This is a genomic window from Arthrobacter sp. 35/47 (assembly GCF_000520475.1).
GTDB classification, from domain to species: domain Bacteria; phylum Actinomycetota; class Actinomycetes; order Actinomycetales; family Micrococcaceae; genus Arthrobacter_D; species Arthrobacter_D subterraneus.
The window spans coordinates 34,745-46,824 of sequence record NZ_KI914587.1; the positions used below are offsets into that span (position 1 = coordinate 34,745).

14 protein-coding genes are annotated in these 12,080 nt (G+C 66.9%); 7 read left to right on the forward strand and 7 right to left on the reverse strand.

Annotation, left to right across the window (positions count from 1 at the left end; translation table 11 throughout):
- On the reverse strand, positions 1-338 hold a 338-nt coding region (locus X803_RS17875), incomplete at its 3' end, for an undecaprenyl diphosphate synthase family protein (protein ID WP_216699028.1).
- A gap of 132 nt (positions 339-470) precedes the next feature.
- Here X803_RS17875 and X803_RS0104800 point away from each other — a divergent pair.
- The gene (locus X803_RS0104800; protein WP_026544254.1) at positions 471-1,223 is read left to right on the forward strand and encodes a PAQR family membrane homeostasis protein TrhA; all 753 of its coding nucleotides are present in this window, start codon (positions 471-473) and stop codon (positions 1,221-1,223) included.
- A 12-nt stretch (positions 1,224-1,235) separates the two neighbouring features.
- On the opposite strand, the gene X803_RS0104805 is transcribed toward X803_RS0104800, so the two are convergent.
- Positions 1,236-1,583, reverse strand: coding sequence for a hypothetical protein (locus X803_RS0104805; RefSeq protein ID WP_253907391.1), 348 nt, complete (start codon positions 1,581-1,583; stop codon positions 1,236-1,238).
- Between the two features lie 50 nt (positions 1,584-1,633).
- A complete protein-coding gene (mca, locus tag X803_RS0104810) occupies positions 1,634-2,551 on the reverse strand; it encodes a mycothiol conjugate amidase Mca (RefSeq protein ID WP_026544256.1) in 918 nt (305 codons plus the stop codon).
- A gap of 152 nt (positions 2,552-2,703) precedes the next feature.
- Here mca and X803_RS0104815 point away from each other — a divergent pair, with 152 nt between their 5' ends.
- Positions 2,704-3,135 carry a DUF4307 domain-containing protein gene (locus X803_RS0104815; RefSeq protein ID WP_026544257.1) on the forward strand — a complete coding sequence of 144 codons (432 nt, stop codon included), beginning with the start codon at positions 2,704-2,706 and terminating at the stop codon, positions 3,133-3,135.
- Between the two features lie 223 nt (positions 3,136-3,358).
- A complete protein-coding gene (gene greA, locus X803_RS0104820; RefSeq protein WP_026544258.1) occupies positions 3,359-3,850 on the forward strand; it encodes a transcription elongation factor GreA in 492 nt (163 codons plus the stop codon).
- Between the two features lie 13 nt (positions 3,851-3,863).
- On the opposite strand, the gene X803_RS0104825 is transcribed toward greA, so the two are convergent.
- From X803_RS0104825 to X803_RS17880, 3 genes are read right to left on the reverse strand one after another with little or no spacing between them, the layout of a single operon-like run.
- On the reverse strand, positions 3,864-4,496 hold the full coding sequence (locus tag X803_RS0104825) for a rhomboid family intramembrane serine protease (protein ID WP_253907392.1): 633 nt from the start codon (positions 4,494-4,496) through the stop codon (positions 3,864-3,866).
- Entirely contained in the window at positions 4,459-5,655 is a 1,197-nt protein-coding gene (ilvA, locus tag X803_RS0104830) for a threonine ammonia-lyase (protein ID WP_051470484.1), read from the reverse strand. The genes X803_RS0104825 and ilvA overlap by 38 nt, the downstream gene beginning before the upstream one ends.
- Before the next feature lie 56 nt (positions 5,656-5,711).
- Positions 5,712-6,932 carry an AI-2E family transporter gene (locus tag X803_RS17880; protein WP_051470466.1) on the reverse strand — a complete coding sequence of 407 codons (1,221 nt, stop codon included), beginning with the start codon at positions 6,930-6,932 and terminating at the stop codon, positions 5,712-5,714.
- A 119-nt stretch (positions 6,933-7,051) separates the two neighbouring features.
- On the opposite strand from X803_RS17880, the gene X803_RS17885 reads away from it, so the two are divergent.
- The 3 genes from X803_RS17885 to galK are packed head-to-tail and all read left to right on the forward strand — an operon-like array spanning position 7,052 to position 10,109.
- Entirely contained in the window at positions 7,052-7,837 is a 786-nt protein-coding gene (locus X803_RS17885) for a DeoR/GlpR family DNA-binding transcription regulator (protein WP_051470467.1), read from the forward strand.
- Positions 7,834-8,970 carry a galactose-1-phosphate uridylyltransferase gene (gene galT / locus X803_RS0104845; RefSeq protein WP_026544261.1) on the forward strand — a complete coding sequence of 379 codons (1,137 nt, stop codon included), beginning with the start codon at positions 7,834-7,836 and terminating at the stop codon, positions 8,968-8,970. The genes X803_RS17885 and galT overlap by 4 nt, the downstream gene beginning before the upstream one ends.
- Complete coding sequence (gene galK, locus X803_RS0104850) at positions 8,967-10,109, forward strand: galactokinase (protein WP_026544262.1); 1,143 nt, start codon at positions 8,967-8,969, stop codon at positions 10,107-10,109. The genes galT and galK overlap by 4 nt, the downstream gene beginning before the upstream one ends.
- A 189-nt stretch (positions 10,110-10,298) precedes the next feature.
- Here galK and X803_RS0104855 read toward each other — a convergent pair whose 3' ends face one another.
- Entirely contained in the window at positions 10,299-11,150 is an 852-nt protein-coding gene (locus X803_RS0104855; RefSeq protein WP_026544263.1) for a Bax inhibitor-1/YccA family protein, read from the reverse strand.
- Positions 11,151-11,410: 260 nt separating this feature from the next.
- Between X803_RS0104855 and X803_RS0104860 the strand changes: the two genes are divergently transcribed.
- Positions 11,411-11,707, forward strand: a complete 297-nt coding sequence (locus tag X803_RS0104860; RefSeq protein WP_051470485.1) for a GroES family chaperonin — start codon at positions 11,411-11,413, stop codon at positions 11,705-11,707.
- The last annotated feature ends 373 nt before the right edge of the window (positions 11,708-12,080 follow it).

Here is a 12,080-nt window from a genome sequence, read left to right on the forward strand (position 1 = left end):
GGCTGGACCCGGACCTTGCGGGTTTCGCCGAGCCGGTCGAGCGTGTTCCCGATGATGTCCAGGAGCTGCTCGATCTCCTCTGCCGACCGGTTCATGTTGTCCGTGGAGAGCATGTAGAGCGTCACCATTTCGACGCCGAGCTCGCGGCACCAGCCGAGGAACTCGAGGATCTTGTCCGCACCGGCCTGGTGTCCGTGGCGGGTCGGCGCGCCGGCCAGTTTCGCCCAGCGCCGGTTGCCGTCAACCATCACGCCGACGTGGTGCGGTATGCGGTCGGGCGCAAGGGACCGCTGGAGTTTGCGCTCGTAGAAGCCGTAGGCAAACGAGGGAAACTTCACGGCAGCGCCCACCTGTCCTTCGATCAGCTAGCAGGGATTCATCCACTACCGTACCGGCACGGGCTGCGCGGTGGCGGAAAGCACATGTTACTGGTTAGTAACTTGAGGTGGGGCTCCGCTAGAATTGCGGTCATGAGCCGACGCGTTTCACCACCGACCGGAGCGCCCAATCCCCCGCAGAATCCGGACGGATCAGCTCCCAATGATGGTCCGGTGGAAGCCGCCGTCGAGCGCGCAGCAGATGCCCTGAACATCAAACCCAAATGGCGGGGCTGGATCCATCTCGGGGCCACTCCCCTGGCGGTCGTTGCCGGGATCATGCTCGTGATTCTGGCACCCACGACGGCGGGGAAAGTCACCTCCGCGATCTACGCGCTCACCGGCATCCTGCTCTTCGGCGTCAGCGCCGTCTATCACCGCGGCAACTGGCGCCCACGCACCAAGGTGGTCCTCAAGCGGCTGGACCACACCAACATCATGCTGGTCATCGCCGGCAGCTACACGCCGCTCTCCTGGGCCCTGCTTCCACAGGACAAGGCCACCCTCCTGCTGTGGCTGATCTGGTGCGGCGCCATCGCCGGCGTCCTGTTCCGCGTGCTGTGGGTCAACGCCCCGCGCTGGCTCTACGTGCCCATCTACATTGCCCTGGGACTGGCGGCGCTGCTGTTCCTGCCCGACTTCCTGGCCGCCAGCGTACCGGCGACAGTCCTGATCATCGTCGGCGGCGTCTTCTACATCGCCGGGGCCGTGATCTACGGGCTGAAACGGCCCAATCCCAGCCCGCAGTGGTTCGGGTTCCACGAACTGTTCCACGCGTTCACCGTGGCGGCGTTCGCATCCCACTTCATCGCCATCCTGATCGCGGTGCTGAACCCGGCTCGCTAGGTGTACTGACGGCTAGGGCGCGTCCGGGCCGTGCTTGCCCCCGGGAGTGCGCCGCCGGGGTTCCTCCCCCGAGGACGGTTCGGGTCCCGCGGCGTCTGGAGTACCGCCGGATTCCTGTCCTGACTGTTCCAGCTGCTGTGCCTGCTCGGCCTCAAGGTTGGCCATCTCGCGGTAGCGTACGCGCCGGATCCTGCGGGCCATGTCACGGATCAGGAAGATCACGGCGATCACCATGAAGAGCGTGGCCAGGAACCCCAGGAGCCCCGGAGTCACCTGCGTGGGGTCCAGCCCGGGGCGCAGCGAGGGTTCCTCACCCGGGGCAGGCGTCACGGTTGCGGCCAGGTTGAGCAGGGAAAGCACTCCAGAGCACCACTTTCACAGAAGGTTTTGCGGCGGAAACGCCGGCTAACTCATTCTATGCCCGCAAAGAAGTCCGTCTCGGGCAGATCCTGCGGCACCCGTGAGTGGATCAGGGAGTAGTCCTCCCAGGGCCAGACCTTGCGCTGGAGGTCCGCCGAGACGGCAAAGAAGAAGCCTTCCGGCTCCACCTGTGTGCGGTGGGCCAGCAGGGCGCGTTCGCGGTGTTCGAAGAAGTCGCCGCAGTCGATCTGCGTGGTCGTCGGATGGGTGGGCCGGGCCGGCTGGTGACCCTCGGCGTCGGCTTCCAGCCAGGCGGCGATCCGCTCGGCGTACGGCGACTGCAGGCCGGCGTCCTCGAGCGCAAAGTGCAGGGCCCGGAAGCGCTCGGGGTTGAACGCGCGGTCGTAATAGAGCTTCAGCGGGCTCCATGGCTCCCCCAGTCCCACGTAGCGGGCAGGGTCGCCGGCAGCCTCGTAGGCCTCCACCGCCACCCGGTGCGCCATGATGTGGTCAGGGTGCGGGTAACCGCCGTTCTCGTCATAGCTGAGGATGACGTGCGGCCGGTACTCCCGGACCAGCCGGACCAGCGGTGCCGCTGCCCGCTCCAGCGGCTGCAGCGCGAAACACCCGGGGGGCAGCGGCGGCAGCGGGTCGCCCTCAGGAAGCCCCGAATCCACAAACCCCAGCCACCGGTGTTCAACTCCCAGCGCGGCGGCGGCCTCGGCCATTTCAAGCCGGCGCAGCCCTGCGAGGTCGCGGAGGGCGTGCGGAACCCCTGCCATCTGCGCGTTGAGGATGTCACCGCGCTCGCCTCCCGTGCAGGTTGCCACCATCACGGATACCCCGGCCGCCACGTAGCTGGCCATCGTGGCCGCGCCCTTGCTCGACTCATCGTCCGGGTGCGCGTGCACCGCCAGCAGGCGGTAGCCGCCGTCGTTCGCTGCGGGCGTTGAAGCGGTGTCGGGGATGTTCTCCGGGCTGGGCACTGGAATGCTCCTGAATCTTTCCTGGTCTGACGAGGGCCGGACTGTTCCCTGGCGGGACCTGCGGCCAAGCGAGGGGACAACCGGCAGTGAACTGACGTGAAGATTCCAAAGTACCGGTTGGTAAACTGGAACCGATGAGCACCGACCACGCGCCAGTACCAAGAGTAGCCAATCGCTACGGCGCCCCCAAGCCGCCGCGGGCCGCCTCCGGGCCGCGCCGGTGGCTGATCTGGGCGGTGCTGGCGGTGGCCGTCGTCGCTACCGGTATTTTCAGTCTTTTTGCCGGCACCCCGGAGGTGTCCTCCAAGGATGTGGGCTTCCGCATTGACGGTCCCGCGATGGCCCGGGTGGACTATGAGGTCACCAAGGATCCCGAGGCAACCGCCCAGTGCGCAGTCCAGGTCCTGAACGAGTCCTACGCGGTGGTCGGTTGGACGGTGGTGGCCATTCCCCCGGCCGGCGCCGAAACGGACGGGGACGGCCGGACCACCTCGCACAGCACCATGGTCCGGACGGAGTCCGAGGGCGTCACCGGCGGGGTCAACGCCTGCTGGCTTGTCGACTGACTCCTGCCGGCCGGGGTCACAGCCCGCGCCGTTATTGGGTTTCTGCAGCCGGCTGACTATAATGGATTGATACGTTCCGCCCCGCCCAGCGGTTGGTTCTTTGTGGAGAGTTCCCCAGGACACCATCACGCAGGCGGGGTCTTTGCTTGTAAATGTGTACCGCACAGGTGAAGACCGCAAAGCCGAACCCCGCTTACGGGTTCGACGTACCTAAGGAGATACCGTGTCCACCAACAGCGCATCCGTCGCCTGGCTCACCAAGGAGTCCTACGACCGCCTCAAGGCTGAGCTGGACCACCTGTCCGGCCCCGGCCGCACCGAAATCGTTGCCCGCATCGAGCAGGCCCGCTCGGAGGGTGACCTCAAGGAAAACGGCGGCTACCACGCAGCCAAGGAGGAGCAGGGCAAGGCCGAGGCCCGCATCCGCCAGCTCACCGAGCTGCTCAACAATGCCCACGTGGGTGAATCCCCTGCCGATGACGGCATCGTTGAACCGGGCATGCTGGTCGAGGCGAACATCGCCGGAGACAAGGAGACCTTCCTGCTCGGCAGCCGCGAGGTCGCCGGTGACACGGATCTGGATGTCTACAGTGAAAAGTCCCCGCTCGGCGCAGCCATCCAGGGACACAAGGCCGGAGACACCGTGAAGTACACCGCGCCCAACGGCAAGGAAATCACCGTCGAGATCCTCTCCGCCAAGCCTTACGCCGGCTAGCAGCCCCCCAGGCTCAGCGCGCCCGCGGTAGACGGCGGCCGGTTCCGGAAGGGGCCGGCCGCCGTTTCAGCAGCAGGGCCGCCAGCACTCCCCCAAGAGCACCGAAAAGGTGGGCCTGCCAGGAGATGTTTGTGCCGAACTGCGGCAGCACTCCCCAGAGCAGCGAGCCGTACATGCCGAACAACAGGACGGCGAGCAGGATCTGCTTCCAGTCGCGGTTGTAGAAACCACGTACCAGCAGGTAGGCGAACAGCCCGAAGACCACCCCGGACGCTCCGATGGTCACTCCCCCGCCGAAAATCCAGACTCCCAGTCCGGACGCCAGCCAGCTCGTTCCCACGGCAACGGCGAAGCGCTTTGCACCCTCGAGGAATGCCAGGAACCCCAGCACCAGCAACGGCAGGGTGTTGCTGAACAGGTGCCCAGCGTCCGCATGCAGCAGCGGAGCGAATACCACGCCGTCGAGGCCTTCCAGCTCACGGGGAACGATCCCCAGCAGCCCGACCAGGAAAAAGCCGGTGGCTGCGTTCACCAGGTGCACCACCCAGAGCAGGGCGGCGAAGACGACGACGGTCGCCAGCGCGCTTCTTGCCCTCCTCGCCAGCATCTCAGCCCTGGATGACGACGGGCTGGAAGCCCTCCGCACGCAGGTTGTTCAGGACCTGCTCGCAGTGCTCCTCGCCCTTGGTTTCCATGTTGATCGTGATCGCCACGTCCCCCATGCTGATGGAGCCCCCCACCCGGGTGTGGTCGACGCCGGTCACGTTCGCATCGGACTCGGCGATGATGCGCGAGATCGTGGCCAGCGAGCCCGGACGGTCATCGAGCAGCATCCGCACCACCAGGTACCGGCCGGCCGCGGCAAGGCCCCGCTGGATGACCTTGAGCATCAGCATCGGATCGATATTGCCGCCCGAGAGCACCACCACGGTGTTCCCCGGGTTGGCGCCGTTCTCGGTGAGCTTCCCGTCCAGCAGTGCCGCGACGCCCACTGCGCCGGCAGGCTCCACCACCATCTTGGAGCGCTCCAGGAGGAAGATCAGCGCCCGGGCGAGGGAGTCCTCGCTGACCGTGACGACGTCGTCCACCAGTTCCCGGATGATCGAGAACGGAAGCTGCCCGGGCCGGCCCACGGCGATACCGTCGGCGATGGTGGACACCTTCTTCAGCGGAACCAGCGCATCGGCGGCAAGGGACGGCGGGTATGCCGCGGCGTTCTCCGCCTGGACCCCGATCACGCGGATCTCCCGGCCCAACTCGCGGGCGCGCGCCTTGACCGCGACGGCGACGCCGGCCAGCAGCCCGCCGCCGCCCACCCCCATGAGGATGGTGTCGACGTCGGGCACCTGCTCGAGGATCTCCAGTCCGATGGTTCCCTGCCCGGCGACGACGTCCACGTTGTCGAACGGGTGGACAAAGACGGCGCCGTGCTCGTCCGCGTACCGCTTGGCCTCGGTCAGGGCCTCATCGACGTTGTGGCCGTGGAGGATCACCTCGGCGCCGTGCCCGCGGGTTGCCGCAAGCTTGGGCAGCGCCACCCCGAGGGGCATGTAGATGCGTGCCTTGATGCCCAGCCGCGCAGCCGCCACCGCAACGCCCTGGGCGTGATTGCCTGCGGATGCCGCCACCACGCCGCGGGCGCGTTCCTCCTCGGAGAGCCGGGCCATCCGTACGTATGCGCCGCGCACCTTGAAGGATCCGGCACGCTGCAGGTTCTCGCACTTGAGCGAGACCCTGGCGCCCGTCAGCCTTCCGAGCGCGCGGGAGTCCTCGATCGGGGTGTACGCAATCACGCCGTCGAGCATTTTCTGCGCTGCGAGGACGTCCTCGACGGTCACTGCCAGCTGGGCGAGATCGGTGGTCACGATGAGGCTTCTTTCGGAGAGGGGGCGGTTCCGGTGGACTCACCGGGAGGCTGGGACGCTGGTGCAGGCTGCCGGTCAGGCGGGCCGAGCGCCGGGTCGGCTTCCCAGGCGCGCCCGGAAATGTACCGCACCACGGTGTTGAGGGTGGCAAGGACCGGCACCGAGAACAGCGCACCGGGAATGCCCGCGACCAGCGTTCCTCCCGCAACAGCGAGGACCACGGCGAGCGGGTGCAGGGAGACTGCCCTGCCCATGATGAACGGCTGCAGGATGTGCCCTTCTACCTGCTGCACCACAAACACGATGGCCAGCATCACCAGCGCGTTGACCCACCCGTTGGCCACCAGCGCCAGGAGGACGGCCACCATACCGGTGAAGAGGGCGCCCAGGATCGGAATGAAGGAGCCGAGGAATACCAGGACGGTCAGCGGCAGAACCAGCGGCACCCCGATAATCGCGGCGCCCAGGCCGATTCCCACTGCGTCGATGAAGGCCACGAGGATCTGCACCCGGACGTAGTTGGCCATGGACGTCCAGCCCTGCCGTCCGGCGCCGAGGACCGCCGCTCTGGCCCGGCGCGGCGCAAGGCCGGCAATGAAGCGCCAGATGAGGTCGCCGTCGTGCAGGAAGAAGATCAGCGCGAATACGGTCAGCAGGAGCCCTGCCATGAAGTAGCTGGCGCCGCTGCCGAAGGAGAGGGCTCCGCTGACAATGACGCCGCTGTTGTTGTCCACGGCGGCGGCCACCTCGTCGATGAACCCGTCGATCTGCGAGGTGGTGAGGTGCAGCGGACCCAGGGAAAGCCAGTCCTGGACCTGGTCGATACCCGCCAGCGCCTCATCCCAGAGGGAAGCGAATCCCACTGCGAGCTGCTGCCCGACGAGCGAGAGGGTGGCAGCGACCGCAGTGAGGAAGCCGAGAACGGTCATCGCCACGGCTATGCCGCTCGGGATCCTGCGCCGGCGCAGGAAGGTTACGGCCGGGGCAAGCAGGCTCGAGAGCAGTCCCGCTATCATCAGCGGAATCACGAGGAGCGAGATCTGGCCGAGCAACCAGACCAACGCGGCCGACACCACGAGGATCAGACCGACCCGCCACGCCCAGGCGGCGCTGACCCGCAGTGCGTAGGGAACGTCCTCGCCCGGCGCCCGATCCAGGGGCACGCTGAAGGCACCCAGGGGCACCTGCTGCGTTTCCGGCCGCGATGGACGCGTCATGACTCAATCTTTTCACAAGACCCTTGGAACTCCGCTTCGTCTGACTGTTTGAAAATGTTCGGAAACGTTGTATTTTGTTAAGCACGTCCTGTGATCCCGCCGACCCTCCTGGAGTTCCCATGCTCGCCGCCGACCGGCACGCCGCGATCCTCGCGAAGCTGGGCGTCCAGCGGACCGTGCGGGTCAGCGAACTGGCCGAGAGCCTCGGCGTCTCCGAGATGACCATCCGGCGGGACATCGACGGCCTCGACGCCGCCGGCGCCCTCCGCAAGGTCCATGGCGGGGCCGCATCCCGCACGGCGCTGAGCGCCCTCGAACCCGGGTTCGGCGTCAACGCAGAGCAGCGGACGGACGCCAAGGAATCGATTGCGGCAACGGCGGCGGCGCTCATCCAGCCAGGAATGACGGTGGCCCTCACCGGAGGCACCACCACCTACCGCCTCGTCGATCACCTGACCGGGCCCCTCACGGTGCTCACCAACTCACTGCCGGCCGCCGAAAAGCTGCACCGCACCGCACCGCCCGGCGTCACCGTGCTGCTGACCGGCGGTGAGCGCTCCCCCTCGGAAGCGCTCGTAGGGCCGATCGCCACCGCCACCGTCCGGTCCCTCAACGTGGACCTCTGCTTCATGGGCGCCCACGGTGTGGACTCCCGGGCAGGGATCACCACCCCCAACCTGGCTGAGGCGGATACCAACAGGGCCTTCGCCGAGCAGTGCGGCCGGTTGGTTGTCCTCGCCGACTCCACCAAGTTCGGCACCGTGAGCCTCGCCAGGATCGCAGGGATCGACCAGGTTCATTGCCTGGTCACCGATTCATCCCCCGAAGACCCGCACTACGCGCGCACCACCGACGTCCTCACACCCTCCGCTACCCCGCCCCCGAATCCCCAGGACACCCCATGACCCAGGTAACCCCCACCCGACTCTCCGACGGGCGCGAGCTGATCTACTTCGACGCCACCAAAGAGGCGGCGGCACTGCACGCAGATTCAGCCGCCGTGGCCGACCAACGCGGCCTGCCTCCGCGGGGCGGCACCGGCGACGTGCGGTATGACCCACTGACCGGCGAGTGGACCGCCGTGGCCGCGCACCGCCAGACCCGCACCCACCTTCCCCCCGCAGACCAGTGCCCGCTCTGCCCCTCCACGGCGGACAACCTCTCCGAGATACCGGCCTCCGACTACGAGGTGGTGGTCTTCGAGAACCGGTTCTCCTCCTTCGGACCGGCCCTTGGCGAGCTTCCGGACCTTCAGCCCGCAAACACCGGCTGGGGTACGACGACGTCGGCCTTCGGTCGGTGCGAAGTGGTCGCCTTCGATTCCGCCCACGAAGGCTCCTTCGGGTCACTCCCGCCGGAGCGGGCGCGGACGGTCATCGATGCGTGGGCCCAGCGTACGGAAGCGCTCTCGGCGATGAAGGGCATCCGGCAGGTCTTCCCGTTCGAGAACCGCGGCGCGGACATCGGCGTGACGCTGCTCCACCCGCACGGGCAGATCTACGCCTACCCTTTCGTGACGCCGCGTGCAGCGCTGATGGGCAGGGCCGCCCGGCGTTACTTCGACGCCGTTGACGGACGCGAAACCCTCCTGGGGTCGGTGCTGAAGTCGGAACGGGACTCCGGCGAGCGCATGGTCCTGGAGGGGAAGCACTTCAGCGCGTATGTGCCGTTTGCTGCACGCTGGCCGGTTGAGGTGCACCTGGTCCCGCACCGCCACGTGCCCGACATCGCGGCCCTCACCGACGGGGAAAAGGACGAGCTGACCACCCTCTACCTCGATCTCCTGGCCCGGGTGGACGGCATGTACAGCACGCCCACCCCGTACATCGCCGCCTGGCACCAGGCGCCCCTGGTTCCCGAACTGCGTGAGGCCGGCTACCTGCATCTCCAGCTCACCTCACCCCGCAGGGCCGAGGATAAGCTGAAGTTCCTCGCCGGTTCGGAAGCAGCAATGGGCGCCTTCATCAACGACACCACTCCGGAGCAGGTTGCCGCCACCCTCCGCGCCGCGACCCCCGCAGGGAAGGAAACAGCATGACCCTCAGCCAACAGTTCAAGGACCGCTTCGGGCATGCGCCCGCAGGCATCTGGGCCGCCCCCGGCCGCGTGAACGTCATCGGCGAACACACCGACTACAACGACGGGTTTGTCCTGCCCTTCGCGATCGACCGCGCCACCTCAGTGGCCGCATCCGTCCGGAAGGATTCGGTCGTGCGCGTCAGTTCGACCTTCTCCGGCTCAGGTGAAGTGGTGATCAGCGATCTGGAGGAGCTTGCCGCCGGCGACGTCGAGGGCTGGGCCGCCTACCCGGTGGGAGTCCTCTGGGCGCTGCGCCAGGCCGGGCACCCGGTCCGGGGCCTTGATCTTCTGATCGACTCGCAGGTCCCGGTGGGGGCCGGGCTCTCTTCCTCCGCCGCCATTGAGTGTGCCGTCGCGGTGGCGGCGAACGAGCTGTTCACCCTCGGGCTGACCGGCCCGGAGCTCGCGCTCATCGGCCAGCGGGCCGAGAACGAGATGGTGGGGGCACCGACCGGCCTCATGGACCAGTCAGCGTCCCTGCTCGGCCGGCGGGGCCACGCGGTCTTTCTCGATTGCCGCACCCGGCAGGCGGACCTCGTCCCGCTGCCCCTGGCGGAAAACGGCCTGGCCCTGCTCGTGATCGACACCCGGGTCAGCCATTCCCACGCAACCGGCGGCTATGCGGCACGCCGGCGGGCGTGCGAGGTGGGCGCTGACGTGATGGGGGTTTCCGCCCTACGGGACCTGAGCGAGGATGACCTCGAGGAGGCATCCGGCCTGCTGGACGAGGAGACGTTCCGCCGGGTACGGCATGTGGTGACAGAGAACGCGCGGGTTCAGGACGCCGTCGTACTCCTCCGTACAGAGGGTCCGCACGCCATCGCACCGCTGCTCGACGCCAGCCACCTCTCGATGCGGGACGACTTCGAGATCTCCTGTCCCGAACTCGATCTCGCCGTGGAGGCGTCGCGGGCAGCCGGCGCGCTGGGTTCCCGCATGACGGGCGGGGGCTTCGGCGGTTCCGCCATTGCGCTGACGCGGATTGAGGACATTGACCGGGTGAGTTCCGCCGTCACTGCTGCGTTTGCCGACGCTGACTTCACCGAGCCGGCCATCTTCGCAGTGTCACCCGCGGACGGTGCGGGCCGCGTCTCCTGACCTCCCGGAACTTTTGCGCACCTCCGGCTGACCTCCCGGAACTTTCGGGCAGATCCGGCGACGTATCCGCCGTCGGACCCACCAGATCTGCCCGAAAGTTCCGCAGGCGATACACAGGAAACACCGGACACAGAAAACCCCCGGCACCGTTTCCAGTGCCGGGGGTTTTCGCTGCTAGTTGTACTTCGTTTACTCGCTGCCGCGCAGGATCGCAATGATGCGCAGGAACTCGACGTACAGCCACACCAGGGTGACAGTCAGGCCGAAGGCCGCCGTCCAGGAGTACTTGCGGGCGGCGCCGTTGCGGACGCCCTCGCTGATCATGGTGAAGTCGATGACCAGGGAGAACGCAGCCAGGCCGATAGCCAGCACACCGATCAAGACGCCCAGCGGGATACCGAAGATTTCGATGCCGGTGCGCAGACCCCACGGGTCATTGCTGACGCCGAAGACCATCAGGCCAAGGTTGACCAGGCTGAACAGTGCGTAGCCGATCATGGCGATCATGAAGATCTTCATGGCCTTGGGGGTTGCACGGACCTTGCCGCTCTTGAAGAGCACGAGGGTCACGGCGAACACCGACAGGGTGCCCAGCAGAGCCTGCATGGCAATGTTCGGGAACTGCGCCTCGAGGAACATGGTGAGCCCGCCGAGGAACAGGCCCTCAAGGAAGCCGTAGCCGAGAATCAGCGCGGGAACGGGCTCGCGCTTGAACGCATTGACGAGGCCCAGGACGAAGCCGCCGATCAGGCCGACGATCATCAGCAGGGGCGCCAGTGACGGGAACAGGAACGCAGGAACCGCCGCGCCGATCAGCACCATGCCGATGGTGGCGATGGTCTTGACGATTACGTCGTCGAACGTCATGCGGCCGGTCTCCGCCGGACCTGCCGAAGGCTGGTTGTAGAGGTGCTCCAGCTGCTGCTGGTTCATGACCGTTTGACCGGCCAAAGCTGTTGAACCGTACGCTGCCGGATTGTCGCCGCGGGCAGCGGTACGGAAGTTCTTACCGTTGAATACCGGGTTACCGCCGAGTGCCATTGTGTTGTAGTCCTCCATCTGGGGGCTGAGATGTTTCAACCCTACCAATATCAACGGTTTTCCAGCGTTTTTGTTCCTGCCGCCCGGTCGCTGCCACGTCGGTTGCGGAGTCGGTTGCGCAGTCGGCTGCGGAGTCGGCTGCGGAGTCGGCTGCGGAGTCGGCTGCGGAGTCGGCTGCGCCGGATGCCCGACGGTAGACTGTCCGCGTGTCGAACCCACCAGCCACCAAGGCCCCGTTGCCCGATGCCCTGCCGCTGAAAATGCTCCACGACCGGCTCCTGGTGATCCTGGACAAGGACAGCAGCGAGCGCCGGTCGACCTCGGGCATTGTCATTCCCGCCACCGCGGTGATGGGCAAGCGGCTGGCCTGGGCCGACGTCGCAGCGGCCGGCCCCAGCGTCCGGCAGGTTTCGCGCGGCGACCGCGTGCTGTTCGATCCGGAGGACAAATCCGAGGTCGACGTCGGCGGCACCGACTACATCCTGCTCCGTGAGCGGGACATCCATGCCGTGGCGCAACCGGAAAAGGACGACGCCGGCACCGGCCTCTACCTCTAGGCGCACCTTCGGCGCGCTCTAGGCGCTTCGGCTCGGAGGACAGTTTCCGCCCTGCCGCGCTCTTGCGCTACCCGCTGGTAACCCTTGCCGAACAGTTGTTATCCAATCGCTACCTTTGCGCCCCCGTATGGCGAAAAGTGGTAACACAGCGCAGGTAACATGATCTCCACACTGCGTGACTTCGATCACAGGCCCGAGAGCCGTCGTACCTCGACGGACGGGCCACCATCGTGGAGGTTCATAACTTGATAACCAAGCCAATGCCGGCGTGGCACAGGAGGCTACTCCTCCTGGCAGCCGGCCTCCTGGCCGCACTGTTCATCAGCGCACCCGCAGCTGGAGCATCACTCCACGCGGGAGCGGACAGCATGAA